A 26,865-nucleotide genomic window follows, 5' to 3' on the forward strand; every position below is an offset into this window, starting at 1 on the left:
GTCTGAAGAAAGTCCAATATCTTCCTGTGTCATTACCCTTATTCCTTTTAATCTATCTTTTAACATTTTCATCATTGTAAGATTGTAGCTTCCGCCTCCACCCACAATCAATTCATCCAGTTGTACTGAAGGAAGTACAAATCGTTCATAACTTTGTGCAATACTTTCAACTGTAAAGTATGTAACTGTTGCCAAGATATCTTCAATTCGATGACCCATCATTTCTGATAGGATTCGCTCTGTAAATGAAGCACCAAATAATTCTCGACCTGTTGACTTCGGAGGATACAAATTAAAGAATTCCATTTCCATCCAAGTTTTTATGAAATCTTGTTGAATTTGACCTTTTGAGGCAATGATACCGTCTTTATCAAACTCTTGATTGAGGATTTTTTTACAAACCTCGTTTATTATCATGTTTCCTGGTCCAGTATCAAAAGCTCTTACATCTTCCAAGCTACAATTTCTTGGTAAGACGGTAATATTTCCTATTCCTCCGATATTTTGCAATCCACGATGCTTATCCTCACTTCGAAACAACAAATATTCACTATATGGAACTAGTGGAGCACCTTCTCCACCAGCAGCCATATCCATTGTCCTAAAATTTGATACTACCGAGGTTCCTGTTTCATATGCGATTACTGCAGGTTCTCCAATTTGTAATGTTGAGGGTATCCAATCTCCAATTAGGTTAGGAATATGATAGATGGTTTGACCATGTGACCCTATTAAATCTAGTCTATCCAATGGAAAACCTGCCTTTTTGCAAACAAGTTTCACAGCCTCCGCAAAGACATATCCAAGTTGAAAGTTTAGTGAACAAATAGCTGGACTACTTGATAAATCAGGATTAAATGATTGATTAATTTCATCTTTAAGTTTTTGTTCAAACGGAACAGTAACAAAATCTAACAATTCTACTCTTGTTTTTAATCCATTTTCATAGATTTTCACTAGAGCTGCATCCACTCCGTCCATTGATGTACCAGACATTAGCCCAACCACGTAACTCTCCACAACAACCCGCTCCTTATCATACATCCATTACATCAAATTGTTTTCCAATACATATATCCACCGTAAGAGCCTAGTTTATTTGTTGGTGAAATAAACTTTACCTCACTGAATTGTTTAGCTATTTCATCCATACATCTATTTCTAACAATCTCACAATTTTCAATTACACTTCCTTTTATCCCAAATGATAACGGAAGTGATAGTTTACTTTTACGTGCACATAGAATTGCCTGTTTAGCCAATTCATTCCCTGCATCTTCTAGTATTTTAATGGCATGGTAGTCAGAACCACTGGCCAATAAATCCACGAGGGACGAAATTTTAGCAACATCCTTTTTTTGTCCCTCATAAACATAAGCTTTTATTTGCCCAGGTTCTGTTAAGGAAAGGAAAGAGAGGATGTTTTGTGAGAACAAACTTAACTCACCATTATGCTCTTCTTGAATGACGGTTTGCAAAGCTTTAAGACCGATGTAGTAAGCACTTCCTTCGTCTCCTAACAAATGTCCCCAGCCACCCACCGTACTGAAATTGCCTTGGTTTTTCCCTAAACATATTGATCCTGTTCCTGCCACTATGAGGATTCCATCTTGTTTACCCATGACTGAGTAATAGTTTAAAACTGCATCATTGAAAATGGATAGGGGACAAGCGAATTCCTTCGCAAGAAGCTCCTTTAAAGCTCTTGTACGTTCGAGGATTCCACCACCAGCCACTCCTACAATGATACCTCTACAGTCGCTATCGTTTAATTCCATTAAACACAGCTTTATAACGGAAATGATATGTTCAGTTGCCGTTACTAAATCAACTGCTATATTGCCCATACCTGTTACATGCGTACAAAGTAATTCGCCTTGAAGGTTATACGCTGCAGCCTCGGTTTTTGTCCCGCCGGCATCCACACCAATTATAAAATGATTCATTGTCCTGAACTCTTAAAAGCGAATTTGGACCAAGGTTTTACATATTCTAATAGGAAAATTTCTTCTTCTTTTATTCTACCAATCACATTTGTTTTCCCTGAGTTTTCCATATCCTGCAAGGCTATTTGAAGCTCTCCTGCATACTGACCATATAAATCATTCTCTATGACTATATCTCCACGCTTAATATCCCTAGTATTGAAAGGTTTAAATTCTTGCCCTCTATATTTCACCCTACTTTGGGTAGAACGAATCAGATAATCCGATACATCACCTCTGTAAAAATGAAATTCCTCTAGTGCAATTTTCCTTTCCAATTCACTGATTCCCTCTTCCAATTCTATCGAAAAAGTAATTAGAGATGGATCAATTTCGCTTAAAGCCTTCATCTCTGCTTCAGATGCATATGCGTTCGAAATTAATACATCGTCTATTAAGCCTGTATAATACAGGTGTTTTGCTTGTACTTCGATTGGAAGTTTTCTATGTATTTCTAACGTTGGAAGCCCTTCCATAATCGGCCACGGTCCAAATGTTGCATCATGTGAAGATACAAACGCTGCTGTACGAAGTCCATGCTTTTTAAATTTCAAGCTACAATCTTCAAAGAAAGAATAGCTTAAACCAGCATAACGATGTGGGTAAAAATTATGACATCCCATTAATAATTCTTTGTTCGGCTGGTATGCAAGAATATTCTCTAAATATGGAGTAGAATTGCTCATATTAATTTCAATTTTTAAACCATATGGGTTATAAGTCATGATAGATTCTTCATTCCCTGAAAAACCTAAATCCAGCCTAATGCCAGCGACTCCAAGTTTCGCAAAGAAAGATAAGTCGTTATATGAAATTTCTAATGCATTGAAAATTCTAGGACTTATATCTACAATTACTTCCATTTCTAACGATATTGCATGTTTAATAGAAGTAGTAAAATTCTCTATGATACTCTCTTTATCACCATCTACTGATAATAGACATGTAAATACCCTTTTGAATCCATACTTGTTAGCTAAAGTAATATACTCAATATCCTTCCCCGGATCAGAATGATTCGGATAAATCGAAATCCCTAATCTCTTCTCCATTATAAGCTCCTCCTTATTTAGATAATTCCATTATTTTCTTGTTCATTTTTATTAATCTTTCAATGAGAGATTGTTCACTGATTGTGGTCATTAAATGATCTTGTGCGTGAATTAATAGTAGAGTTTTTTCCATTTTCCCACCGTTGATTTCATATTGAATTAATTTTGTCTGCATGTTATGAGCTTTATTTAATTCAGCACTTCCCTCTTTCATTAATTCTTCTGCTTTTTCAAAGTCATTATCTTCCGCAGCATTCAATGCTTCATAAAATAAACTTTTGGCATTTCCACCAAAAGAGATAATTTCAAATACAGCCATTTCCAAGTTAATCGTTTCCATTTCATTACCTCCAGTACATAATCCAATACGGAATGAATTTACCGTATATTTATTGTAAGGCCATTCTTCCGTTTATTCCACTAAAACTGAAATTTTATTTTATTTTATTTTTTTTATTATTGAAATAATATTTCAATGCATATTATAATACATGTATATTGAAAACCCTTTCATAAGAAGGACTGTTTTTAAAGGAAGAAGTGCTGCCAAATGTATGTTGTCAATTTAATTGAGTCCAATTTATCGGATTTCAGCCCCGCTGAAGGCAATGTCGCACAATATGTGTTATCTCATCCAGAGCGCGTAATCGATATGAGTACAAAGAATTTGGCTGATGCATGTGAAGTTAGTGAAGCAGCCATCATTCGATTTTGCAAACGAATTGGAATTAATAGTTTTAAAGGTTTAAAGATTGAAATTGCGAAAGAATTAAATGTTTCATCTGATGTAATTATACAGAATTCTTCTTTTTTACCTGATGACAGTTTAATTCAAGTTATGGATAAAGTAAGGGACAGATCTGTTAGTGCCTTAATGAACACCATGAAAATCCTTCAAGTGGAAATGCTAGAAAACGCAAGTGAAACGATTCATTCTGCCAAGAAAGTGTTTCTATATGGAGCTGGTGGATCCTCTATTGTAGCAATGGATGCATCTTTTAAATTCTTAAGAATCAATATTCCCACCTTTATTTCTCTTGATATCCATGTCCAAATGATGATGGTAGCGAATATGGAGCCTGGAGATGTACTTATGGTCGTCTCGACTTCAGGAAAAACTAAGGAAATTATTGATCTCCTTGCTGAAGCAAAAGATAAGGGCTGTGTCACCATCCTTTTAACACAACATGGAAAATCACCTGCTCAGAAATTAGCAGATATTATCCTAACGACATCTGATGAAGAGCAAAATGTACGAATTGGAACAATGAGTGCTAGAATTGCACAATTGGCCGTAATTGATGCCCTATTCATTGCCGTATGCATGAAAAAAGGCCCTAAGGTGTATGAGAGAATTATCGACACTCATAATGCAGTTCAAAAAAGGAAAAAATCTTAACAATCTAGGAGGATATAAAAATATGAAAGTTTTATTTGTTTGTTCAGGTGGTATGTCTAGCTCTATCGTGGTAAACGCATTAAAAAAGGAAGCTGCAAAAAACGGAATGGAAATGGACGTTCTTGCAATCGGTACAGTTGAAGTTGAAGATGAAATTAATAACGGCTGGGATATCTGTATGGTGGCACCTCAAATAAGACACCGTTTTGATTCAGTTAAACAATTTTGTGATGAAGCCAATGTGCCTTGTGCTGCGATCCCACCTCAAGGATATTCTCCTCTTGGTGGACCTGTCATTTTAAAAACGGTTAAGGAATTGCTTTCTTTATAAGCAATTTTTTATAAATAGGCTTTCTTGGCTCGGAAATGTCACTTCCCTATCCCTACTACCCTTACATACTAAAAGGGATGAACTTCCAAACTGAGGATCCAACAATAAAAAGGAGGTTTTACAATGAAAGTTTTTATTGCATGGCTTGAGAAGTACCTCTCAGGTCCAATGGCAAGACTTTCGGAGCAGCGCCATTTAATGGCGATTCGTGACGGGGTCATTTCTGCCTTGCCATTCATTATTGTCGGTTCATTCTTTCTTATTATCGCTTTTCCGCCTGTGCCGGAAGAGTGGGCAATCAAAGCTTGGGCAAATGAACATCTTGTTCAGATATTGATTCCATATCGTGTTACAATGTTTATCATGTCCCTCTATATAGCCTTTGGTGTTGGTTATAATTTAGCACGTAGCTATAAGCTTGACCCATTATCTGGAGGACAAATTGCTGTTTCTGCACTTTTACTTACAATCGTTCCTCAAGTCATGGAAGGTCAAGGTTGGGTATTGCCGATGGCAAACCTAGGTGGACATGGTCTATTTGTTACTATGCTAGTTTCGATTTTATCTGTTGAAATTTTACGTTTCTGTAAATCTAAAAATATTACATTCAAAATGCCTGAACAAGTTCCACCATCTGTGGCAAGATCGTTTGAAGCATTAATTCCGGTTGCTTTTGTAATCGTATTAATGACTTTCATTACAGTTGTATTCGGAATTGACCTTCACAGCCTTGTTGATAAAGCAGCGGCTCCGATTGTTAAAGCCGGTGATAGTCTGGCTGGAGTTTTAGTACCTGTATTCTTAATCACATTCTTCTGGGCATTTGGTATTCACGGTGTATCTGTCGTTGGTACTGTTGCTCGTCCCGTTTGGGAAGTCTATTTAGCAAAAAATGCTGAAGCTGTTGCTGGTGGAGCATCTTCTATGCCACACATTGCTCCTGAGCCATTCTACCAATGGTTCATCTGGATTGGTGGATCTGGTGCTACTTTAGGTTTAGTTTTAGCCATGCTTTTATTTGCAAGATCTCAATATTTAAAAACTTTGTCAAGAACAAGTTTCGTACCTGGATTATTCAATATCAATGAACCGATTATCTTCGGTACACCTATCGTATTGAATCCAATCTTAATTATTCCTTTTGTAGCAGTTCCATTAATCATTGCTACTATTTCTTACATTGCTACTGCAACAGGTCTTGTGACACCAACCTATATCCTTGCTCCATGGACATTGCCTGGTCCAATCGGTGCTTACCTCGCTACTGGTGGGGACTGGAGAGCAGTTGTTCTTAACCTTGTCAATATCGGAATTTCATTCATGGTATATCTACCATTCATGAAGATTTACGATAAGAAAATGGTACAAATGGAACAGGACGACCAAACAAGCCAAGTTGCCTAATAGAAAAGTGAAAAGAGGGAATCTGCTGGTTCCCTCTTTTTGTTTATCACCTTATGATTAATTAAGGGAAATAACATAGGAGATGATCATATGACAACTGAAAAAATAGGAATACAGAGAATTGGCTTTATTAATGTTTTCATTTTTTTAATCATCATGGTTAGTACCAATCTTATTTTGACAAAACCAATTACTTGGACTGGTCTTGATTTTAGATGGGCAATGTTCGTTTCAAATAGTATTGGGGGTTTAATTGGGATTATATTTGTCTGGACTAGAATCTCTAAAGTGAAGCTTACTCCTAAGACACTTCTGTTCCGTATTATCATTTCTGTAATCATCGCTACACCAATCAGTTACTTAATCGTATTTGAAGGTTAACAGGAGGATTGAAACAATGGGAACGAAATTGAAGATTGCTGTAATTGGTGGAGGCTCCAGCTATACACCAGAGTTAATTGAAGGATTTATTAAACGATATCATGATCTCCCTGTTGATGAAATCTGGCTGGTGGACATACCCGAAGGACATGATAAACTCGAAACTATTGCAAAACTCTCCCAACGGATGGTAAATCGCGCTAATCTTCCAATAACTGTTCATAGCACAATGAATCGAAAAATAGCCCTTGCAAATGCACAATTCGTTATTACACAAATGCGTGTAGGAATGCTGGATGCCCGTATAAAAGACGAAAGAATTCCTCTTCAGCACGGTATGATTGGACAAGAGACGAATGGGGCTGGAGGCTTATTCAAGGGGCTTCGAACCATTCCAGTATTACTGGATATAGCAGAAGAAATGGGACAGCTTTGCCCGGAAGCATGGTTAATCAATTTCACAAATCCAGCTGGAATGGTAACGGAAGCCCTTTTACGATACAGTACTCATAAAAAAATTGTTGGTGTTTGTAATCTTCCCTATCATACGACGGTTTCCATTGCCAAGTTATTAGGAGTTCCAAAAGAAAAAGTATACATACAATTTGCAGGACTAAACCACCTTGTGCATGGCTTACGTGTTACAGTTAACGGAGAAGACAAAACGGAACATGTTCTTGATCTTTTATCAAATCCAAATATTCAAATGACGATGCGGAATATTGCTCCACTGCCATGGCAACCAAATTTCTTGAAAAGTATGGGAGTCATCCTTTGCCCTTATCATCGGTATTATTTTAAAACAAAGGAAATTTTAGAAGAAGAACTGCTTTCCCTTCAAAGCGGCACAACAAGAGCGGAAGTTGTCAAAAGAATTGAAACTGAATTATTCGACTTATATAAGGAAGAAAATTTAGCCATAAAACCGCCGCAGTTAGAAAAACGCGGTGGTGCTTATTATAGTGATGCAGCTTGTAATCTAATATCCTCTATATTTACAGATAAGGGTGATATACAAACCTTAAATGTGAGAAATAATGGTGCGATTACTTCCATTTCAGCAGACTCTGCTGTTGAAGTGAATTGTGTCGTAACGAAGAACGGTCCAATCCCTTTGGCGGTTGGAGAACTCCCAGTACATGTAAATGGCTTAGTACAGCAAATTAAAGCCTTTGAAATGGTAGCAGCTGAAGCAGCTGTAACAGGTTCATACGAAAAAGCCCTTCTTGCACTTTGTATCAACCCTTTAGTTCCAAGTGATGAACTTGCAAAGAAAGTATTAGATGAATTATTGATGGCACATAAAGATTATCTACCTAAATTCTTTCAAGAACAAAAGGAAGCCTCCCATTCATGAATGAATCGGAGGCTTTTTTTTTGCTTGTTTATCTACTCGGTAAATAAATGCAAATATTTCTGCAACCGCTTGATATAGCTCCTCTGGAATAGTTTGGTTGATTTCAAGCTTTCCTAATAATTCTACCAAAGATGGATCTTCTTGTATGGCAACACCATTTTCTTTGGCTACTTCTAAAATATTCTCTGCAACTTTTCCTTTTCCTTTAGCTAATATTTTCGGAGCCTGATCCTTTGAAGATTCGTATCCAAGTGCAATTGCTGATTTCCTAACGAATTTCTCTTGTTCATTCATATTTTTAAATCCACCCCCGAATAACGGCTAGCCATAAATTGATTATCTATAGAGTCCATCTTTAAAAATTCATTCTCCTTCTTCGGAGACTCAAAGCTGACTGAGGTAAGCGTGAAACCTTTTGTGTTAAAGTTTTCTTTTATTTTCGGGATGAGAGGTTGTGCAAGTTGTTTTATAAATTCCGAGCGATCATTATATACGGTCACAGAGATGATTTTCTTTTGAATCTGCATATCTACTACCGTTTCATCTATTTGTTCTAATCGCAAATAAAACAATACTCTACAATAATCAGGATCAATTTTGCCATCTTTATTCTTTCTACCACTCCATTGCATGGTCATATCCGTTTTAAAGCCAGCTAAATCTAATGGAATCTGTGCGATAATATTTTGTAATGGACCTGCTTCGTGTGTAAGAATTTGTTGAGCAGTAATCCTATGTAAGACTTGTTCAGCTGCTTCTCTAACACTATGTGATTGTGTTTCTTGAATAAGCTTCATTAATAACGGTTTTATAGTGTCTAATTCTTGATTTTTCAATTCAGGATCAGTATTCAAGCGAAATAGTCTATTCTCAAAATCTAATCCGATTGAACCTATCAATTTTTTAATATTAATAGCTGCGCTCTCTGGAATAGAAATATCCATCATTTTGATATCCTCTTGAACTAACTTAGCTAATTGGTTCCAATCACTTTGAGAAAGCTTTTGATGAATTACTGGGTCAGCATTATTATCCTCCAATGAGATCAGCATTTTTCCAATATTAACACTGAGATTTTCCATCTCTCCTATAGGGAGATTCGAAGTTGACTGAACAATCCTTGTGATGTAATCACTCTGTTTGTGAGAAGTATTAGCAAGATTATTCTCAATAGTACTTAGAGCTTCGCTTAAAAGCCTTTGTGAGATTTTTATTAATACATTTTCAGACTCCTGCAATGGTTGTGATTGTAAATTCTTTACAACACTTTGTAGTTCCTCTGCTATTGATCCCTGTTGAGATGTTTGTGCTATTGTGCTGAAATTATTTAAAGCAACACCGACTTGGTCCACACTTTTATTTGCTATAGCTTGATTTGTTAAACCTACTATTTGAAGCGATTCTTTGTTTGGGAATGAAGCTTTATCTATGTTAGATGTAATATGATTTACGGTCTCTATTAGCTTATTTGTAAGTTCCTTTCCGGTTACTGTAGGAGAAATTATCCCTAATTTTTGTAAGGCAGATAAATGATTCTTATTCTCTGTGTTTTCTGGATTAACAGCATTCTTTAGTAATTGAAAGACTAATTTTTCTCCCAATTGTTTTTCTTGAGAGGAATGATTGACGATTAACAGGTTTTTAAGTGCTGTGGCTACTTCACTGTCTTCTGTAGTCAATTGTTGCAACAGTGTAGATATCATGCTATGAAAATTCTTGTTTTTGTCTAATGACTGTAATGCCAAAAAAACATCCTTTGTAACAGGAAGCTCATTTTTGAACATAAATTGGACAATATTAGTCGATTTTTCAATATTCTTACTCGTATCCAACCATCCAATGACGGTCATAAGTCCGTCTTTAGTAAGCGGAAGATTTTTTTTCAAGAAAAGTTGAGCCACTGCAATCGAATTCTTTGATTCAGAAATATTTAGATGTTGAAGTAGCTTAATGGCCGATTCCTTCCCCTCTAAAAGACTGGAAGGAGCCTCATCTAAAGCTTTAAAGGTTAATACCCCACCTTTTATACTTGCTTGCAACCAATACCTTTCTCCAACTTTCAGTGGTGCCTCCAAAACCGCTGTCATTTTCATATTACCTATTTGGACTTCTGCCGTTTGGTTAGGATGAATTTTTAACACTTTTCCATGAACAATTTGACCTTCTTTAATATCCGTTGATTGTTGTTTATTGGGTACTAATTCACTTTGCCTATTGATGCTTAATGGCTGCATTATACATCACTTCCCAAGGTCCTATTTAACAAAGTCTTTCACTGGAGCAAAACTATAACGATGAATGGGCGTCGGTCCTGATTTCATTAAGGCCTTAATATGTTCTTCCGTACCATACCCCATATTATTTTCAAATTTGTATTCAGGGTATTGCTTCGCATAATCGTTCATAATACGATCTCTAGTAACTTTTGCGATTATTGAAGCAGCAGAAATGGATACGCTTCTAGCATCCCCTTTTATTAGAGACTCTTGAGGGAAAGGTGCATCTAGCTTCATGGCATCTATCAACAAATAGTCAGGGATAGGATCAAGTGCTTGAAGAGCAATAAGCATCGCTTTCTTAGTTGCTTCATAAATGTTGATTTCGTCAATTTCAAGATTATTAACAATACCTATTCCATAAGAAATGCAATTCTCTAAAATTTCCTTGTAAAATTCATCCCTCTTCTTTTCAGGAATTTTCTTTGAATCATTTAATCCTGGAAGATAGAATTCTTCATGCAAAATGACAGCAGCAGCCACTACTGGACCTGCCAAAGGACCGCGACCAACCTCATCAATTCCCGCGATATATGAAAATCCTTCTTTACGTAACTTGTTTTCAAACTGATTCATTTCAACCCATTTATTTTTCATAGATTGTTCTACATTATACGTCTTTTGCCACCTTACTGCTAATTTCTGAACACCTTTACGTTTATCAGAAAGACATTGCAACAATATAGGGTCATTGGGTTCTTTTACTCCCTGAATAAGACTTTCAACTTCTTTAATGCTTAATTTTACAATCATATTTATCACTTCTCACTACATTTTTTATCGGACATTTATTAAAAAAATAAAGCCCCTTATAAAGGAGCTGTCATAATCTATTCAATGTTTTCTGATGCACTCTCTATAGCTTCATCAGTTTCAATTGCGTTTGGGTCGTCAAATGTTAGGCGCCCTAATTTCTCAGAACGGACTTCACGGATAAATAGCTCTGCTGTTTTATCATAATCGACTCCGCCACCACTTGCCATGCAACCTCTAAATTTCCCTACAGCATCAAACAATTCCACAATATCTTCAGGAATTTCTTTAATTCCATAGCGTTCGCTAAAACGGTCAGGATAATTTTTTTCAAGGAATCTCATTCCGTAAGTAGCTACTTCTTGTAAGTTAAGAATTGTATCTTTAATAGCTCCAGTTAGAGCAAGCTTCAGTCCAACTTCTTGATCCTCAAACTTTGGCCATAAAATCCCAGGAGTATCTAACAATTCTAATTCCTTACCAACCTTGATCCATTGCTGTGCTTTCGTAACACCAGGAGTATTTCCTGTTTTTGCGATATTTTTCTTTGCAAGACGGTTGATAAATGTTGATTTACCTACATTTGGAATGCCCACTATCATGGCTCTTATAGCTCTTGGTTTAATGCCTCTAGATTTCATACGCTCTAGCTTATCATGTAAAAGTACTTTAGAAGTAGAGGTAATTTGATGTAATCCACTACCTGCTTGCGAATTGATTGCTAAAGCAGTATGCCCTTGGTCGGAAAAATACTGAATCCATTCTTTTGTCCTTACAGGGTCTGCGATGTCCGCTTTATTCAATAAGATCAATCGCGGTTTATGTTGGATAATCTCATCAATCATTGGATTTCTGGATGAGACAGGAATTCTCGCATCGACTAATTCATATATGATATCAATTAACTTAAGTTTTTCCGTTACCTCACGGCGTGCTTTGGCCATATGGCCTGGAAACCATTGAATGGTCATTGGTATCCACCTCTCTTGCTGCTATTCTACAATCCTTACGTCTTTCACAGGCCAGTATACAACACTTGTATTTCCTAGAACCTTGTCCATAGAAATAACACCGATATGGCGGCTATCCCGACTAAACCTGCGATTATCTCCCATAACGAACAGGTGACCTTCTGGAACAGTTTCCTCACCTGTTATTTCTTTAAGTGTAAACGGCTCTGTTAAGGGCCCATCAATTACCTGTTTTTTATATTCATCTAGGTAAGGTTCTTCATAAGGTTTTCCATTTACAAATAATGTATCCTCTTTATACTCAATCTTATCACCAGGTAAACCAATTACCCGTTTTATGTAATCTTTATTTTCAGGTGCATGAAAAACAATGATATCAAAGCGGTCTGGCTCGCCTACAGTATAACCTATTTTATTTACAATCATTCTATCTTGATGGTGCAATGTCGGCATCATGGACAAGCCATCCACTACAATGGGAGCAAATAAAAAATATCGGATTACTGCCGCTAAAGCAACTGCTATGACAAGAGCCTTCATCCATTCCCAAACTTCATTTTTCTTCTTCTTCATTTCTACACCGCCTAATGCTAGGTTTACATTCTAAATATTACTATACTCCAAAAAAAGAGATGGTGCAGTAAATAACCTATTATAAACGCTTAATTCTTTATGATTAGGATTTAATAAGATTCGAATCATTCTTCTTAAAGTGTAAAAAAGGAGCTTGATAAACAAGCTCCCCTTTTAAAGCATTTAGTTTCAGTTCTACAAGTGGTTGCACCTGGTGCAATCTCATGTAAGAATTGATTAGCGAATTTCTTTGATACGAGCTTTTTTACCGCGAAGGTTACGTAGGTAGTAAAGCTTAGCACGGCGTACTTTACCGCGGCGTACTACTTCTAGGTTCGCGATTTTTGGTGTGTGTACAGGGAATGTACGTTCAACACCTACACCGTAAGAAATCTTACGAACTGTAAATGTTTCGCTGATTCCACCACCACGACGCTTGATTACTACACCTTCAAACAACTGGATACGCTCACGAGTACCCTCAACAACCTTAACGTGAACACGTACAGTGTCACCAGGACGGAAAGTAGGAAGATCGCTACGTAGTTGTTCTTTTGTAATTTCTTCAATAAGTTTTTGCATCGTTTTCAACTCCTCCCACGAATGCTCTTGCAAAGCTTTATGTTCATTGCAGCGGAACATTGTTATAAAGACTTATGCATTTGCCCAAGTCACAAAAACAATCATACCATATGACAAAGTTGCTTGCAATATGTTAATCTTCGTTTTTTATCTCTTCTAACCATTTTTTTTCTTTTTCAGACATTGGATAGGAATCTAATAAGTCCGGTCTTTTATTCCAAGTCCTTCTAAGAGATTCCTTCATTCTCCATTCCTCAATCCGTTTATGATCACCCGATAGTAATGTGTCTGGAACTTTCATTCCCCTGAATTCAGCTGGACGGGTATAATGAGGATGTTCTAGAAGCCCAGAAGAAAACGAATCTTTTATTGGCGAATCTTCATTTCCTAATACACCAGGTAACAGTCGTACAACGCTATCAACTACAACCATGGCCCCAAGTTCACCGCCGGTAAGAACAAAATCACCTATGGATAGTTCATCCGTCACAACAAGTTGACGGATTCTTTCATCATAGCCTTCATAATGTCCGCAAATCAAAATCAAATGATCTTCTTTTGCAAGTTCTTCTGCCTTGCTTTGTGTATATCTTTCTCCTTGAGGACACATAAGGATGACTCTAGGTTCTTTGCCTGATTCCGCCTTTAAGTGCTCTACAGCATCGATTATCGGTTGTGCTTTAAGGACCATGCCTGCACCACCACCGTATGGATAATCATCTACCTGTCCATGTTTGTTATCAGAGAAAGTTCTGAAATTCGTTACCCCATAAGTAGCGGCACCTTTCTCATCGGCTTTTTTAAGTATGGAATTCCCAAATACACCTTCAAACATTTCTGGAAATAAAGACAAAATATCAATTTTCATTACAGTAGCCCTTCCATTGGGTCAATGATGATTTTTTTGGAATTTATATCAACATTCTTAACTACATCTTGTATAAATGGAATCAATATCTCTTTACCATTTTTACCATTTATGACCCAAACATCATTAGCACCTGGCGTAAGAATTTCTTTTATTTTCCCAAGCTCTTCCCCTTCTGTAGTTTCTACAGAACAGCCAATGATTTCATGAAAATAATATTCTCCTTCTTCTAGTTCTCCAAGAAATGACTCAGGAACTTTTAGTAATGAGTTTTTGAATTTCTCTACTTCATTAACATTATAGAAGCCCTCAAACGTCAGCAAATCAAAATTCTTATGCTGTCGGTGGGACGCAATCGTCACTTCGATTGGTGCCTGTTTTCCTTGATCATCTGAGAAGATAAAAATCTTATTGCCTGGTTTATATCTTTCGTCCGCAAAATCCGTTTTAGATATTACTCGGATTTCCCCTTTAATTCCATGTGTATTTACAATTTTTCCTACATTAAACCATTTTTCCATTATTCTCACCTCTAACGAATATCTTCTACGATTCCATCCTTGACTACGATCGTTTTCGTTTGAATGAGCTCATCCCAATTACATCCCACTTCTACATCTACAAGCGCTTGGACTTCCCGCTCTTTTAATTCACTGCCTACTGGTAGTATTTCAAGCTGCTCAAGTTGAAAATCCAAAAGCTTGATTTTTTCCTGTCGCTTATCCACTTCCTTTTCGAAATGAACTTTTAGACTGGCAGGCTGAAATTTTTTAGTTTTATCTAATTTTTTGACCTCAAACTTCAATTGATCGATTTCTTTTTGAATCTGAACTTGTTTGCTCTTATATTTATCGAGGAGTTTATTCTTGCTGGCTTCCGTTAAAACTTGGTTCACAACAACGGTTTGGAGAATTTTCAAGTCCAGCACCTCCATTTACTTTTAGAATACTAAATAATAATTACTGTTAGCCATTCGGAGAAAACATATGTATACGAAAAAGCGGAAGGCGCCTGGCCGATAAAAACGCCACATCCATGTGGCATTATCGGCACTAACACGTCCTGTGCGTCGTAGCTAAACACTGTTCAAACTTTTTACTGTTGGATTCCATATATACAGAAAAAGAGGGGTACAGAACCCCTCCCTTATTCGGATATTTCCAAATAAATTTTCTTTTGCTGTGATGATCCTGCTGCATAGACTACAGTGCGAATCGCCTTAGCTACACGCCCTTGTTTCCCAATCACTTTTCCCATGTCTTCCTTATGGACTGACAGGTAGTATGTGATTTTTGAATCTTCCTCTTTAGAAGTGATCATCACTTCTAAAGGATGGTCGACTAGAGGCGTTACAATTGCTTGAATTAGCTCTTTCATTGGCTAATCAATTATTTGCTGTTTTTAACATTGTGGAATTTTTCCATAATGCCTTGGTTAGAGAAAAGGTTACGAACTGTATCAGATGGTTTAGCTCCATCTTGTAACCATTTAAGAGCAAGCTCTTCATTGATTGAAACAGCTGCAGGTTGAGTTACAGGATTGTAAGTTCCTACAACCTCAATGTAACGACCGTCACGTGGTGAACGAGAATCTGCAACAACGATACGATAGAAAGGAGATTTTTTTGCTCCCATACGCTTTAAACGAATTTTAACTGCCATTTTAAATAAGCACCTCCGAATAGTTTCACACAAGATAGTATGTTATCAAATAATTGATATGTTTGTAAAGGTTTTTTTCTTAACAGTGATAAATTTCCTGTAGAGATCGAATAACCATTACATTATTTTCAAAAATCCTTTTGGGACCTTAGAAACATAAGTTTTAAAGAATTCATATTTGACTTACATGAAAGGGAATTTGAAACCGCCCTTTTTCTTACCTTTTTGCATGTTTGTCATTTGTTTCATCATTTTCTTCATTTCTTCAAATTGCTTTAATAGACGGTTTACTTCCTGTATGGACGTTCCGCTACCTTTTGCAATTCTTTTTCTTCGACTTGCATTAATGATTTCTGGATGAACCTTTTCATCCTTAGTCATCGACTTAATGATGGCTTCAACATGACCAATTTGTTTGTCATCAATGGAAACATTGTTTAAACCTTTGATTTTATTAGCACCTGGTAACATTTTTAAAATATCATCCAGAGGTCCCATTTTACGGACTTGTGCTAGTTGATCCAAGAAATCATCAAAGGTAAAGGATTGAGTTCGCAACTTTTGCTCTAACTCTTTTGCCTTTTCCTCATCAACATTTGCTTGGGCCTTCTCAATTAAGGTAAGAACGTCACCCATTCCAAGGATTCTTGAAGCCATTCGTTCTGGGTGGAATGCTTCTAGAGCATCCATTTTTTCACCCATACCGACAAATTTAATCGGTGTGTTAGTTACGGAACGGATAGATAGTGCTGCTCCACCACGAGTATCACCGTCAAGCTTTGTTAGCACTACGCCTGTTAATCCAAGCTGTTCGTTGAAGCTTTGAGCGACGTTTACAGCATCTTGTCCTGTCATTGCATCAACTACAAGAAATATTTCATCAGGCTTTGTTAATTCCTTAATATCTTTAAGCTCGTCCATTAAACTTTCATCGATATGAAGACGACCAGCTGTATCGATCAGAACATAATCACGATGCTCTTCTTTTGCTTTTGCAATGGCTTGTTTGGCAATTTCAACCGGGCTTACTTGATCACCTAAGGAAAAAACAGGTAAGTCTAGTTGTTTCCCAAGTGTTTCAAGCTGTTTAATCGCCGCAGGACGGTAAATATCCGCTGCTACAAGCAAAGGTTTGCGATTGTATTTCTTTCTAAGAAGGTTGGCAAGTTTACCAGTGGTAGTCGTCTTACCAGCTCCTTGGAGCCCAACCATCATAATAACAGTTGGTGGGCGGTTGGCAACAGCAATTTTACTCTGTTCTCCACCCATTAATTGAGTCAGTTCTTCATTAACAATTTTGATAACCTGTTGACCAGGGGTTAAGCTTTTCAGAACTTCCTGACCTACTGCGCGTTCACTAACACGCTTTACAAAGTCTTTTACGACCTTAAAATTTACATCTGCTTCCAAGAGGGCAAGGCGAACCTCGCGCATCATCTCTTTAACATCAGCCTCATTGACTTTGCCTTTACCGCGAATCTTCTGGATCGTATTTTGCAGTCGGTCGGCTAATCCTTCAAATGCCATATAGTTTGCCGCCTCCTAATCTAATTTCTCCAGTTCAATAACAATCTTCTTTGCAGCTTCAAGATCTGCCTTATTCGAGTCCAAGGCTTCCTTTAACTTATAAATAAGATTGTTGCGCTGTTGAAATTTCTCAAATAATAAGAGCTTAGCTTCATATTCTTCTAGCATTGCTTCTGTTCGCTTTATGTTATCGTAGACTGCTTGACGACTTACATCGTATTCATCTGCAATCTCACCAAGGGAGTAATCGTCCAAATAATATAAAGACATGTAGCTTTTCTGCTTTTCAGTTAACAACGATTGATAAAAATCGTATAAATAATTCATTCTCGTTGTTTTTTCAAGCATGGAGCTCACCTCCCATGTGTTAAGTGAAAAACCTTTACAAGAGATAGTTTACCTTTATTAATAATGCTTGTCAAGGTAATTCCTTTACACTGAAATCCGAAGCATATGTCTTACTTACTTCCATTACTCGGTGTCTTCAACATCAACTAAATCTGCAAACAACCCATATACATACTTCTCTGGATCAAATTCTTGTAAATCATCCATTTTCTCACCGAGTCCTACAAATTTCACTGGTATTCCTAATTCATTTCGGATAGCAAGGACTATTCCACCTTTTGCAGTACCGTCAAGTTTCGTTAAGACGATACCAGTTACATTCGTTGCCTCTTTAAACGTTTTTGCTTGAATTAGTGCATTTTGACCCGTGGTTGCGTCAAGGGCAAGAAGTACCTCATGCGGTGCCCCCGGTACTTCCTTTTCGATTACTCGTTTCACTTTTTCAAGCTCTTTCATTAAGTTTACTTTATTCTGTAGTCTACCTGCTGTATCACAAATCAAAATATCTACATTGCGAGACTTTGCAGCACGAATCGCATCAAACATGACTGCAGCTGGATCTGAACCTTCAGCTTGTTTAACTACTGGAACCCCTACACGCTCTCCCCAAACTTCCAATTGTTCAATCGCTCCAGCACGGAACGTATCTCCCGCTGCTAATAGTACACTTTTACCTTCTTGCTTGAATTTATGTGCTAATTTTCCGATAGTAGTCGTTTTACCAACACCATTTACACCAACAAATAAAATTACAGTCAGTTCATCTTTTTGAAGGTTTAGTTCGGAGGATTCTTCTGTTTCCCCTTGATAGATGTCCACTAATTTTTCAGAAATGACGGACTGCACTTCCTTCGTGTCCTGAATATTTCTGCGTTTAACTTCCATTTTTAATTCTTCTATTAATTCCATAACAGTATCGAAGCCCACATCTGCTCCAATCAGAATTTCTTCTAATTCCTCAAAGAACTCTTCATCGACTTTTCGATAACGAGCTACTAAGTCATTGACTTTTCCAGCAAACGAATCTCTAGTCTTAGTCAAGCCTTGCTTAAATTTTTCAGTTACGCTATCGGTTTGTGTTGTAAACTTCTCTTTTAATTTCTTGAAAAAGCTCATTTCAGCACTTCCTTTATTTTGTTTCGGCAATTTCCTGTACTTTATCCAATCGTACAGAAACAAGTTTGGATACACCCGACTCTTGCATAGTTATTCCATATAAGACATCCGCTGCTTCCATTGTTCCTTTACGATGAGTGATGACGATGAATTGTGTCTCACTACTGAATTTCTTCAAAAATTGACTAAAGCGATGAACGTTAGCTTCGTCCAAAGCTGCTTCTACTTCATCTAAGACACAGAATGGTACTGGTCTTACTTGTAGGATTGAGAAAAGGAGGGCTATCGCTGTCAATGCACGTTCTCCACCAGATAATAAGCCAAGGTTTTGAAGTTTCTTCCCTGGTGGCTGAGCGACAATATCTACCCCCGTATTTAGTATATCGTGCGGATCTGTCAACTTTAACTCTGCACGGCCTCCACCAAAGAGGGATTGGAAAACTATGCCGAATTTTTCTTTAATGGCAAAAAACGTCTCTTCGAATCTTCTTTTCATCTCTTCATCCATTTCATCAATGACTTGGTGTAGAGTATCCTTTGCCTCTTGTAAATCCGTTTTTTGTTCACTCAAGAAAGAATATCGTTCTGATACACGTTCATATTCATCAATCGCACCAATGTTAACAGTTCCGAGTTCGTCAATGGCAAGCTTTATCAGCTTAACTTTTTTTCGAGCTTCTTCTATTGGTACTTGAAGCTCGTATTTTTCCTTCGCTTCTTCAAAGCTCAGAAAATACTCTTCACGTAAATGTTCAAGTCTCGTTTCAAGCTCGACATCAAGTCGGTTCAATTGAACCTCTTCGTCTTTTAGGATTCCTATAAGACCTTTATGCTGGCGTTTCAGTTCTTTTGCTTCACGCTCTTCGTCTTCTAAAAGATGATGAAGCTTAACTCGTTCTTCCCTTCTAGAAGTAATCAGTCTTAAAGTCTCGGTTTTATCTTGAAGTTTTTTTCGAGCCGATTCTTCAAGTATCGCTTCACCATTACTACTATCACTCATATCAGTATCGAGTAGGGAGAGGTCTTCGACTAAGTCAGCCAATTTTATCTTATAAGAATTAAGTTCTTCTTGAATCCTTTGATGTTTTTCTCTTTGATTTTGTAGTTGCTCCTTTTTAGAAGCAAGCTGAATTCGCCATTCATTCACTTGTGCAGATACCGCTTCTTTTGAACTCTGTTGTGTTTCTTTTTGTTCTGTTAAAACAGCTATTTCTTGATTTAAACGAGATAACTCGAGTTCACAATTTTGTAAAAGTCCTGTTAAAGATTGAAGTCGACTAATTTTCTGCTCTAATTCCTCTTCGAGTGTGGATTTATCCAAATCATATAAAGCCAAGCGCTCATTCAGATTTTTCTCTAGGAGCTCAATTTCTCTCAGATCTCCCTTAATTGTTTGTTCTCGCATACGCAAATGCTCACCACTGGATCTTTTGGATTCCAGTTTTTCAGATTGCTTTTGCAACTCTTTTTTTAAGGATTTTACTTCTTCTTCAAGAGAGCCAGTCTTCTTCTCCATGATCACTAACTTATCCTTAATCTCGTCCAATTCACTTTTTCGACTTAATAAGGAATTATTCTTTTTATTGACAGCTCCACCAGTCATAGAGCCCCCAGGATTAACAATATCACCATCAATGGTGACAAAACGGAATTTATGTCCTGTTAATCTTGCTAACTCATTTGCCCCTTTAAGGTCTGAAGTAATCACGACTGTTCCAAGTAAATTTGCAATCACATTAGAGAACGTAGCCTCATAAGTAATCAAATTAGAAGCAATTCCTTTAAAGGATGGGTGACTATTCATTTGCTGGAGTTGATGTGAAGGAACTTCTCTCCCTTTGATGACTGAAAGTGGTAAGAAGGTAGCTCTTCCAAAGGAATTAGTCTTTAAATATGCAATCGCTTTTCGTGCATCTTCTTCTTTTTGTACGATAACATGCTGCATAGCAGCCCCTAATGCAGTCTCAATTGCAAGCTCATATTCCTTTGGGACATGAATTAACTCAGCAACGGCTCCTTCAATACCAGTCAGCTTTTCATGTCTTGCGAGTAAAACTTCTTTTACACCTTGGAAGAATCCTGCATAATCCTCTTCCATCTCTTCTAGCATTTCTTTTCGTGATCGGGATTGTTGTAGAAATTGAAAAGCTTGATATAGTAAAGATTCTTGTTTTTTATATTGATTTTCAAGCTTTTCAAGCATCATTTGATCTTGACGGAACTGGGAAACACCATTTTCAAGCTCATTTTGGATTCCAGTAAGCTCAAAAAGGGTTTTTTGTTTACGAAGCTCCACTTCTTTACGTTCGTTGATAAATTTTTCATTTTCAGAATCTAAACGTTCTGATTTTCCCTTTAATTGCTGCACTTGTTGTTCTGTCAATTGGTATTCGTTTTTTGATGCCGCTTGCTTATTCAACCATTCGATATAGTCAGCCTTTAATGTTTCGATTGTTTCATCTATATTCTGATTGAATTGAGATAGCTGTTTCACATTTTCATCAAGCTGTTTTTGTAAAACTGCAACTTCACTTTGTAAAACCTTCAATAGGTCTTCTTCTTTGTTCTTTTGAAGAGATAATTTCTCCATTTGTTGATTTGCATCTTCAATGGATTTTTCCAATGACTGTTTATTTTGCGTAGCATTCTTTTTTCTTTCTTTTAGAACTTCTTTACGCCCTTCCAACTTTTCTAGCTCTTGAGTCGTTACTAACAATACTTCCTGTAATTCATTAATTGAATCATCTAAGGCATTGATTCGATCTCTGTGTTGTTCTACGATTGCTTCTCGTTTGCCTAGATTTGTTGACATTTCAAGTTCTAGGTTTTTGTGCTTTTCCAGTTCTTCTGATAATGTGGTCCACTTTCCGTGTAATGTCTCGATTTCATGAACGGTTACTGCGACTTCGCTATGCTCAAGTTCATCTTTTTTCTCTAAATAATCTCGTGCAATCGAAGCTTGGATTTTTAAAGGTTCTACTTGTCCTTCCAATTCATGCAGTATATCTTGTACACGATTCAAATTCTCTTGTGTTTCAAATAGTTTGTTTTCCGCCTTCTTCTTCCTAGTCTTATATTTCAAGACTCCTGCTGCCTCTTCGAAGATGGAGCGCCTTTCTTCTGACTTACTGCTAAGGATTTCTTCCACTTTACCTTGGCTAATGATCGAAAAGGCTTCTCTGCCTAGCCCAGAATCCATGAAGAGATCGATGATATCCTTTAGTCGGCAAGCTTGTTTGTTGATATAAAACTCACTATCACCTGAGCGATATACACGGCGTGTCACACTGACTTCGTGATAATCGATAGGAAGAAAATGTGCTTCATTATCTAAAGTTAAAGTAACTTCCGCAAAATTAAGCGCTCGTCTGGAATCACTTCCTGCAAAGATGATATCCTCCATTTTTGCTCCCCTAAGGGATTTGGCAGATTGTTCTCCAAGAACCCAGCGAATGGCATCAGTCACATTACTTTTCCCGCTCCCATTTGGTCCAACCACAGCTGTTACTCCAGGAACAAACTCTATATTGATCCTTTCTGCAAAGGATTTAAACCCTACAACATCCAATCGTTTGAGGAACACAAATATTTCCCCCTTTATTCTGTCTTACTTAATTTAGTTGGTAATGTCTTCGAAACTGATCAGATTGTTGATTATTGATAATCTTTTAATTTGTTAAGTGCTTGCTGGGCAGCGAACTGTTCAGCTTCTTTCTTTGATTTTCCCATACCTGTCCCAAGAATTTCTCCATTTAAAGACACCTTGGAAACAAATTCTTTATTATGGGCAGGTCCTTTTTCCTGCATAATTTCATATTCAATGGTCCCATTTCCACTACGCTGGACCAATTCCTGTAGCTGACTTTTAAAATCCATCACATGAGAAAAAGCACCGCTATCGATTTTTGGGTAAACAGTTTTTTCTAAGAATCGCAATACTGCATCAATTCCTTGATCCAAATATAAAGCTCCTATAAATGCTTCGAATACATCTGCCAGTAACGCAGGTCGTTCCCTTCCACCTGTCATTTCTTCCCCTTTTCCTAAAAGGACAAGGCTTCCAAAGGAAAGATCATTGGCAAAACCGACTAATGAAGGTTCACAAACAATAGCCGCACGCAGCTTTGTTAATTCTCCTTCGCTCATAGTTGGATACTTATGGAACAAGTACTGTGATACTGTCAATTCCAATACAGCATCTCCCAAAAATTCTAGCCGTTCATTGTCCTCATACGGCTTCTTTCGATGCTCATTCACATAGGATGAATGAGTAAAGGCTTTTTTTAATAACTTATCATCTGCAAATGCAATACCTAAAGAATCTTGAAATTCTTTAAATTTTTGGTCCTTGCTATTCGCTTTATTTCGTTTTCCAAACTTGCGCATAATTTCCTCCGACAACCATCCAAATTTACACTTAATAGACTATAAAGTATACAATGCTTTGAGCCGTAAGTCACCCTTGCATACCATACACTTTAGTTTATCATTATTCGTTTTTGATTAGAAGGAAATGCATTATTGATTCCCAACATTTGATTGAGTTTTTTCAAACTGTTACTGAAAATTTTTATAAAAGAAAGAGACTGACTCTATTAACTCCACTCCCCATTGCATAGGAATGAAATTACGAGTCAGCCTCTAAATTTGATACAACTCTATTACATAGTGCTCTTTATGTAATTCACTGCATCTCCAACTGTAGAGATTTTTTCAGCATCGTCATCTGAAATCTCCATGCCAAACTCATCTTCAAGTTCCATGACAAGTTCAACCACGTCTAATGAATCAGCTCCAAGATCTTCTTTAAAAGAAGCCTCTAGCTTTACTTCAGACTCATCAACACCAAGTCGGTCAACAATGATTTTAGTAACACGTTCTAAAACTTCTGCCACTGCACTCACCTCCCCTCAAGCCATTATAGTGCAATTCAAGTGAATAATAAACACGAAACCTACTTGAATTGCTGTTTCTTACCATATCATTACATGACCATACCACCGTCGATGTGAAGTGTTTGTCCAGTCATATATGCGCTATCTTCAGAAGCAAGGAATGCCACTACACGAGCAATGTCCCTTGGTTCACCTAAGCGAGCAAGTGGGATTTGATTTAACATCGCTTCCTTCACTTCTTCTGTCAATTTATCAGTCATATCAGTTGTAATAAATCCAGGTGCGATTGCGTTAACCGTAATATTACGAGAGGCAAGTTCTTTCGCAGCAGTTTTGGTGAATCCTATCACGCCTGCTTTAGCCGCTACATAGTTAGCTTGTCCAGCATTACCGCTTACTCCAACTATGGAAGCGACGTTGATGATTCTACCAGAACGTTGCTTCATCATACTACGAGTAATTGCTTTTGTACAAAGGAATACACCCTTTAAATTTGTATTAATAACGGAATCCCATTCTTCTTCCTTCATTCGCATCAACAAGTTATCTTTTGTAATTCCAGCGTTATTAACTAAAATATCAAGTTTTCCGAAAGTATCAAGTGATTTTTGGATCATTTCACTAACGGCTGCGGAATCTGAAACATCGCATTGAATCGCAATGGCATTCCTACCCATAGCCTTAATTTCGTCGACTACTTCATTTGCTTTCGATTCACTTCCAGCAAAGTTAACAGCAACATCTGCGCCTTCTCTTGCTAACTCTAAAGCAATTTCTCTACCAATGCCTCGAGAAGCACCCGTAACTAATGCAGCTTTCCCTTGCAATCTCATAGATTTGCCTCCTTTAAAGCTTCGATAACGGACTGACATGTCGCTTCATCCGAAATTGAAAATACTGTTGCTTGACGTTCAATTTTCTTTACTAAACCAGCCAAAACTTTACCAGGTCCAATTTCAATGAATGTTGTTACACCTAGCTGAAGCATTTTCTGTACTGAATCTTCCCATTTAACTGGAGAATAAAGTTGTTCTACTAGTCTTTCCTTAATGTCTTCTGGTGAAGACATAGGTTCAGCAGAAACATTTGAAATGACAGGAGGGTTTGCAGTCTGAATATTGATTGTGTCAAGAACACTTCTTAACTTAGTAGCTGCGGGTTCCATTAAACGAGAATGAAAAGGACCACTGACTTCTAGAGGAATGATTCTCTTTGCCCCTTTTTCCTTAGCCAAGTTTCCAGCTTTCTGAACACCTTCTACTGTACCTGAAATAACAATTTGCCCCGGACAGTTTAAGTTCGCTAAATCAACACTGTCCCCTTCCATACTAATTTGATCCACTACTTCCTGTAGCCCTTCACGGTCCTTTCCAAGTACGGCTGACATCGCACCAAGGCCAGCTGGTACAGCAGCTTCCATGAATATTCCACGCTTTCGGACTGCATATACTGCATCTTCAAAGGCAATCGCCCCGGAAGCAACTAGCGCAGAATACTCTCCTAGACTATGCCCAGCTGTATAATCCGCTTGAATTCCTGCTTCATTTAGTCGTTGCAAAATTGCAATAGATGTAGTTAATAGGGCAGGCTGAGCATTTGTAGTTAATGTTAAAGTTTCTTGTGGTCCTTCGAAAATCAACTGTGACAGCTTTTCCCCTAGCTTTTCATCAGCTTGTTGAAAGATTCTTTTTGAAGGTTCATACGTTTCAAATAGCTCTTTTCCCATGCCAGGAACCTGTGACCCTTGTCCTGGAAAAATAAAGGCAATTTTAGACATCGTTCTTCCTCCTGCAATTTCATCAATTAGTTTCAAAAGTAATAGTCCAGCAAATATTTTTGCTAAGATTTTTTATTTTCTATCACTTCATGGATTTTGCCACAAACATCATGGTCAACCATGATTTTCGCTTGTCGAATTGCGTTAAAAATCGCGTTCGCATCAGAGGAACCATGTGCTTTAATGACAGGAGCCTTTAAACCGAACAGACCCGCACCACCATACTCGGAATAATCCATTTTTGTTTTAATTTTCATTAATTCTGGTTTAAGTACTGCAGCTGCAAGTTTGTTTGTAAAACTACTTGTCATTGCTTCTTTTACCATCTTGAACACTGACATTGCCGTGCCTTCGATTGTTTTTAAGACCATGTTACCTGTGAATCCATCAGTGACAACAACATCTGCTACACCATTTAAAAGATCACGAGACTCTACGTTTCCAATAAAATGAATCGGTGCATCTTTTAATAAATCAAAAGCTGCCTTTGTCAGTTCATTTCCTTTTTTATCTTCTGAGCCTATATTCAATAAACCAACACGAGGTTTGTCCAGCCCACGGACCTTCTCAGCATATATGGAGCCCATAATCGCTGATTGTAATAAATGCTCTGGTCGCGCATCCGCATTAGCACCAACATCTAATAGGACAAAACCTTCTCCTTCAAGAGTGGGCAAGGTCGGTGCCAGGGCAGGACGTTCAATCCCATCGATACGACCAACAACAAACAATCCTGCTGCCATTAAAGCACCTGTGTTCCCCGCAGAAATACAAGCATCTGCCATACCATCAGCCACCTGTCTAGCAGCTAAAACCATGGAAGCATCTTTTTTTCTGCGTACTGCACGAACGGGTTCATCCGTGCCTAATATCGTTTCTTCCGTATGAAGAATGGAAACTCGTTTTGTGTCAGTTAAATATTGTTTGATTTCTTTTTCATTTCCAACAAGAATCACTTCTACATCGGGAAATTCTTTTACAGCTTTCATTGCCCCTTCCACTGCCGATTTCGGAGCAAAATCTCCACCCATTGCATCAATAGTCAATTTCATGAATGTTCATCCTTTTTCCCAATGTTGAATCTATACATTTCAAATTCACCTTTAAAAACGAGTTCAGTTCCAACAAAGCTATCGACCTCAACCATCGTCCTCTCAGGTGTATCTGTCATCTTTACTTTTGCCTTGGCGACCACTCTTTCATTTTCCTTAACAGAACGAGTAAACTGGATGTTAGCTTTTGCTGTTAGAGCCATTTCATCATCAATCACTGCAACCGCTAAAGAATTTGCTTGGGCGAATAAATGATGTCCTCTAGCAATCCCATTCCGTTTAAATACGTGCTCGCTTGTCACATCAAAAATAGAAATCGCGCTTTGGTCTAATTCAATATCAATAATATCCCCAATAACTTCGTCAATTGGCAACGCCTTGACTTCATCGGTATATGTTTTTTCTGCTACATTTTTAATTCGTTCCCGAAGTTCTGGTATTGAGAGCTCAAGCCTGTCCAACCGTATTGTTTGTACACTGACTGAAAATTTTTCAGCAAGCTCTTCGTCCGTCACAAATGGGTTATCTTGTATTGTATCAATAAGAAGCTGTTGACG

At 37.5% G+C, this 26,865-nt stretch carries 30 protein-coding genes; 5 read left to right on the top strand and 25 right to left on the bottom strand.

Annotated elements, in window-relative coordinates; all coding sequences use genetic code 11:
* The 4 genes from anmK to DBX25_RS05135 form a co-directional block, all read right to left on the bottom strand.
* A partial coding sequence (anmK, locus tag DBX25_RS05120) for an anhydro-N-acetylmuramic acid kinase AnmK (RefSeq protein WP_420812915.1) occupies positions 1-1,020 on the bottom strand: 1,020 nt, incomplete at its 3' end.
* A 32-nt stretch (positions 1,021-1,052) separates the two neighbouring features.
* Positions 1,053-1,946 carry a BadF/BadG/BcrA/BcrD ATPase family protein gene (locus tag DBX25_RS05125; protein ID WP_108669706.1) on the bottom strand — a complete coding sequence of 298 codons (894 nt, stop codon included), beginning with the start codon at positions 1,944-1,946 and terminating at the stop codon, positions 1,053-1,055.
* Entirely contained in the window at positions 1,943-3,037 is a 1,095-nt protein-coding gene (locus tag DBX25_RS05130; RefSeq protein ID WP_108669707.1) for a DUF871 domain-containing protein, read from the bottom strand. Before DBX25_RS05130 ends, DBX25_RS05125 begins: the two co-directional genes overlap by 4 nt.
* Positions 3,038-3,050: 13 nt before the next feature.
* Entirely contained in the window at positions 3,051-3,377 is a 327-nt protein-coding gene (locus tag DBX25_RS05135) for a PTS lactose/cellobiose transporter subunit IIA (RefSeq protein WP_108669708.1), read from the bottom strand.
* Between the two features lie 210 nt (positions 3,378-3,587).
* On the opposite strand from DBX25_RS05135, the gene DBX25_RS05140 reads away from it, so the two are divergent.
* From DBX25_RS05140 to DBX25_RS05160, 5 genes are all read left to right on the top strand, one after another.
* Positions 3,588-4,436, top strand: coding sequence for a MurR/RpiR family transcriptional regulator (locus DBX25_RS05140; protein ID WP_108669709.1), 849 nt, complete (start codon positions 3,588-3,590; stop codon positions 4,434-4,436).
* A gap of 22 nt (positions 4,437-4,458) precedes the next feature.
* Positions 4,459-4,767: a PTS sugar transporter subunit IIB gene (locus DBX25_RS05145; RefSeq protein ID WP_108669710.1), complete on the top strand. Its 309-nt coding sequence runs from the start codon at positions 4,459-4,461 to the stop codon at positions 4,765-4,767.
* A 123-nt stretch (positions 4,768-4,890) separates the two neighbouring features.
* Positions 4,891-6,171, top strand: coding sequence for a PTS sugar transporter subunit IIC (locus DBX25_RS05150; protein ID WP_108669711.1), 1,281 nt, complete (start codon positions 4,891-4,893; stop codon positions 6,169-6,171).
* 90 nt (positions 6,172-6,261) lie between these two features.
* A complete protein-coding gene (locus tag DBX25_RS05155; RefSeq protein WP_108669712.1) occupies positions 6,262-6,552 on the top strand; it encodes a hypothetical protein in 291 nt (96 codons plus the stop codon).
* A gap of 16 nt (positions 6,553-6,568) precedes the next feature.
* Positions 6,569-7,909 carry a 6-phospho-beta-glucosidase gene (locus DBX25_RS05160; RefSeq protein WP_108669713.1) on the top strand — a complete coding sequence of 447 codons (1,341 nt, stop codon included), beginning with the start codon at positions 6,569-6,571 and terminating at the stop codon, positions 7,907-7,909.
* Here DBX25_RS05160 and DBX25_RS05165 read toward each other — a convergent pair.
* From DBX25_RS05165 to fapR, 21 genes are all read right to left on the bottom strand, one after another.
* Positions 7,904-8,203 (bottom strand): EscU/YscU/HrcU family type III secretion system export apparatus switch protein, encoded by a 300-nt coding sequence (locus tag DBX25_RS05165; protein WP_108669714.1) that lies wholly within the window; start codon positions 8,201-8,203, stop codon positions 7,904-7,906. The two genes, DBX25_RS05160 and DBX25_RS05165, sit on opposite strands and share 6 nt — an antisense overlap.
* Positions 8,200-10,143 (bottom strand): hypothetical protein, encoded by a 1,944-nt coding sequence (locus DBX25_RS05170; protein ID WP_108669715.1) that lies wholly within the window; start codon positions 10,141-10,143, stop codon positions 8,200-8,202. The genes DBX25_RS05165 and DBX25_RS05170 overlap by 4 nt, the downstream gene beginning before the upstream one ends.
* A 21-nt stretch (positions 10,144-10,164) precedes the next feature.
* Positions 10,165-10,935, bottom strand: a complete 771-nt coding sequence (locus DBX25_RS05175; protein ID WP_108669888.1) for a ribonuclease HII — start codon at positions 10,933-10,935, stop codon at positions 10,165-10,167.
* Between the two features lie 80 nt (positions 10,936-11,015).
* Positions 11,016-11,909: a ribosome biogenesis GTPase YlqF gene (gene ylqF / locus DBX25_RS05180; protein WP_108669716.1), complete on the bottom strand. Its 894-nt coding sequence runs from the start codon at positions 11,907-11,909 to the stop codon at positions 11,016-11,018.
* 21 nt (positions 11,910-11,930) lie between these two features.
* Positions 11,931-12,482, bottom strand: a complete 552-nt coding sequence (gene lepB, locus DBX25_RS05185) for a signal peptidase I (protein WP_108669717.1) — start codon at positions 12,480-12,482, stop codon at positions 11,931-11,933.
* A gap of 237 nt (positions 12,483-12,719) precedes the next feature.
* On the bottom strand, positions 12,720-13,064 hold the full coding sequence (gene rplS / locus DBX25_RS05190) for a 50S ribosomal protein L19 (RefSeq protein ID WP_108669718.1): 345 nt from the start codon (positions 13,062-13,064) through the stop codon (positions 12,720-12,722).
* A gap of 133 nt (positions 13,065-13,197) precedes the next feature.
* Positions 13,198-13,932 carry a tRNA (guanosine(37)-N1)-methyltransferase TrmD gene (gene trmD, locus DBX25_RS05195; protein WP_108669719.1) on the bottom strand — a complete coding sequence of 245 codons (735 nt, stop codon included), beginning with the start codon at positions 13,930-13,932 and terminating at the stop codon, positions 13,198-13,200.
* Complete coding sequence (gene rimM / locus DBX25_RS05200; RefSeq protein ID WP_108669720.1) at positions 13,932-14,453, bottom strand: ribosome maturation factor RimM; 522 nt, start codon at positions 14,451-14,453, stop codon at positions 13,932-13,934. The genes trmD and rimM overlap by 1 nt, the downstream gene beginning before the upstream one ends.
* An 11-nt stretch (positions 14,454-14,464) precedes the next feature.
* Positions 14,465-14,851, bottom strand: coding sequence for a YlqD family protein (locus DBX25_RS05205; RefSeq protein ID WP_108669721.1), 387 nt, complete (start codon positions 14,849-14,851; stop codon positions 14,465-14,467).
* A gap of 227 nt (positions 14,852-15,078) precedes the next feature.
* Positions 15,079-15,309, bottom strand: coding sequence for a KH domain-containing protein (locus tag DBX25_RS05210; RefSeq protein ID WP_108669722.1), 231 nt, complete (start codon positions 15,307-15,309; stop codon positions 15,079-15,081).
* 11 nt (positions 15,310-15,320) lie between these two features.
* Positions 15,321-15,593 carry a 30S ribosomal protein S16 gene (rpsP, locus tag DBX25_RS05215; RefSeq protein WP_108669723.1) on the bottom strand — a complete coding sequence of 91 codons (273 nt, stop codon included), beginning with the start codon at positions 15,591-15,593 and terminating at the stop codon, positions 15,321-15,323.
* A gap of 183 nt (positions 15,594-15,776) precedes the next feature.
* Positions 15,777-17,120 carry a signal recognition particle protein gene (ffh, locus tag DBX25_RS05220; RefSeq protein WP_108669724.1) on the bottom strand — a complete coding sequence of 448 codons (1,344 nt, stop codon included), beginning with the start codon at positions 17,118-17,120 and terminating at the stop codon, positions 15,777-15,779.
* Between the two features lie 15 nt (positions 17,121-17,135).
* A complete protein-coding gene (locus tag DBX25_RS05225) occupies positions 17,136-17,468 on the bottom strand; it encodes a putative DNA-binding protein (protein WP_108669725.1) in 333 nt (110 codons plus the stop codon).
* 123 nt (positions 17,469-17,591) lie between these two features.
* Complete coding sequence (gene ftsY, locus DBX25_RS05230; protein WP_108669726.1) at positions 17,592-18,584, bottom strand: signal recognition particle-docking protein FtsY; 993 nt, start codon at positions 18,582-18,584, stop codon at positions 17,592-17,594.
* A gap of 13 nt (positions 18,585-18,597) precedes the next feature.
* Complete coding sequence (gene smc / locus DBX25_RS05235; RefSeq protein ID WP_108669727.1) at positions 18,598-22,167, bottom strand: chromosome segregation protein SMC; 3,570 nt, start codon at positions 22,165-22,167, stop codon at positions 18,598-18,600.
* 71 nt (positions 22,168-22,238) lie between these two features.
* On the bottom strand, positions 22,239-22,970 hold the full coding sequence (gene rnc / locus DBX25_RS05240) for a ribonuclease III (protein WP_108669728.1): 732 nt from the start codon (positions 22,968-22,970) through the stop codon (positions 22,239-22,241).
* Positions 22,971-23,245: 275 nt separating this feature from the next.
* Positions 23,246-23,479 (bottom strand): acyl carrier protein, encoded by a 234-nt coding sequence (gene acpP / locus DBX25_RS05245; protein ID WP_108669729.1) that lies wholly within the window; start codon positions 23,477-23,479, stop codon positions 23,246-23,248.
* A gap of 89 nt (positions 23,480-23,568) precedes the next feature.
* Complete coding sequence (fabG, locus tag DBX25_RS05250; RefSeq protein ID WP_108669730.1) at positions 23,569-24,312, bottom strand: 3-oxoacyl-[acyl-carrier-protein] reductase; 744 nt, start codon at positions 24,310-24,312, stop codon at positions 23,569-23,571.
* On the bottom strand, positions 24,309-25,256 hold the full coding sequence (gene fabD / locus DBX25_RS05255) for an ACP S-malonyltransferase (RefSeq protein ID WP_108669731.1): 948 nt from the start codon (positions 25,254-25,256) through the stop codon (positions 24,309-24,311). Before fabD ends, fabG begins: the two co-directional genes overlap by 4 nt.
* A gap of 62 nt (positions 25,257-25,318) precedes the next feature.
* Positions 25,319-26,308, bottom strand: a complete 990-nt coding sequence (gene plsX, locus DBX25_RS05260; RefSeq protein WP_108669732.1) for a phosphate acyltransferase PlsX — start codon at positions 26,306-26,308, stop codon at positions 25,319-25,321.
* Positions 26,305-26,865: transcription factor FapR (gene fapR, locus DBX25_RS05265; protein WP_240620158.1), on the bottom strand; the 561-nt coding region annotated here is incomplete at its 5' end. The genes fapR and plsX, both read right to left, overlap by 4 nt.

This window comes from Peribacillus acanthi (genome assembly GCF_003073175.1).
GTDB lineage: Bacteria > Bacillota > Bacilli > Bacillales > DSM-1321 > Bacillus_BN > Bacillus_BN acanthi.

Excerpts from the sequence above, each read along its gene's own strand:
- DBX25_RS05125 (WP_108669706.1), bottom strand. The coding sequence starts at position 1,946 with ATGAATCATTTTATAATTGGTGTGGATGCCGGCGGGACAAAAACCGAG.
- DBX25_RS05130 (WP_108669707.1), bottom strand. The coding sequence starts at position 3,037 with ATGGAGAAGAGATTAGGGATTTCGATTTATCCGAATCATTCTGATCCG.
- DBX25_RS05135 (WP_108669708.1), bottom strand. The coding sequence starts at position 3,377 with ATGGAAACGATTAACTTGGAAATGGCTGTATTTGAAATTATCTCTTTT.
- DBX25_RS05140 (WP_108669709.1), top strand. The coding sequence starts at position 3,588 with ATGTATGTTGTCAATTTAATTGAGTCCAATTTATCGGATTTCAGCCCC.
- DBX25_RS05145 (WP_108669710.1), top strand. The coding sequence starts at position 4,459 with ATGAAAGTTTTATTTGTTTGTTCAGGTGGTATGTCTAGCTCTATCGTG.
- DBX25_RS05150 (WP_108669711.1), top strand. The coding sequence starts at position 4,891 with ATGAAAGTTTTTATTGCATGGCTTGAGAAGTACCTCTCAGGTCCAATG.
- DBX25_RS05155 (WP_108669712.1), top strand. The coding sequence starts at position 6,262 with ATGACAACTGAAAAAATAGGAATACAGAGAATTGGCTTTATTAATGTT.
- DBX25_RS05160 (WP_108669713.1), top strand. The coding sequence starts at position 6,569 with ATGGGAACGAAATTGAAGATTGCTGTAATTGGTGGAGGCTCCAGCTAT.
- DBX25_RS05165 (WP_108669714.1), bottom strand. The coding sequence starts at position 8,203 with ATGAATGAACAAGAGAAATTCGTTAGGAAATCAGCAATTGCACTTGGA.
- DBX25_RS05170 (WP_108669715.1), bottom strand. The coding sequence starts at position 10,143 with ATGCAGCCATTAAGCATCAATAGGCAAAGTGAATTAGTACCCAATAAA.
- ylqF (WP_108669716.1), bottom strand. The coding sequence starts at position 11,909 with ATGACCATTCAATGGTTTCCAGGCCATATGGCCAAAGCACGCCGTGAG.
- lepB (WP_108669717.1), bottom strand. The coding sequence starts at position 12,482 with ATGAAGAAGAAGAAAAATGAAGTTTGGGAATGGATGAAGGCTCTTGTC.
- rplS (WP_108669718.1), bottom strand. The coding sequence starts at position 13,064 with ATGCAAAAACTTATTGAAGAAATTACAAAAGAACAACTACGTAGCGAT.
- trmD (WP_108669719.1), bottom strand. The coding sequence starts at position 13,932 with ATGAAAATTGATATTTTGTCTTTATTTCCAGAAATGTTTGAAGGTGTA.
- rimM (WP_108669720.1), bottom strand. The coding sequence starts at position 14,453 with ATGGAAAAATGGTTTAATGTAGGAAAAATTGTAAATACACATGGAATT.
- DBX25_RS05210 (WP_108669722.1), bottom strand. The coding sequence starts at position 15,309 with ATGAAAGAGCTAATTCAAGCAATTGTAACGCCTCTAGTCGACCATCCT.
- rpsP (WP_108669723.1), bottom strand. The coding sequence starts at position 15,593 with ATGGCAGTTAAAATTCGTTTAAAGCGTATGGGAGCAAAAAAATCTCCT.
- ffh (WP_108669724.1), bottom strand. The coding sequence starts at position 17,120 with ATGGCATTTGAAGGATTAGCCGACCGACTGCAAAATACGATCCAGAAG.
- DBX25_RS05225 (WP_108669725.1), bottom strand. The coding sequence starts at position 17,468 with ATGCTTGAAAAAACAACGAGAATGAATTATTTATACGATTTTTATCAA.
- ftsY (WP_108669726.1), bottom strand. The coding sequence starts at position 18,584 with ATGAGCTTTTTCAAGAAATTAAAAGAGAAGTTTACAACACAAACCGAT.
- rnc (WP_108669728.1), bottom strand. The coding sequence starts at position 22,970 with ATGCGCAAGTTTGGAAAACGAAATAAAGCGAATAGCAAGGACCAAAAA.
- fabG (WP_108669730.1), bottom strand. The coding sequence starts at position 24,312 with ATGAGATTGCAAGGGAAAGCTGCATTAGTTACGGGTGCTTCTCGAGGC.
- fabD (WP_108669731.1), bottom strand. The coding sequence starts at position 25,256 with ATGTCTAAAATTGCCTTTATTTTTCCAGGACAAGGGTCACAGGTTCCT.
- plsX (WP_108669732.1), bottom strand. The coding sequence starts at position 26,308 with ATGAAATTGACTATTGATGCAATGGGTGGAGATTTTGCTCCGAAATCG.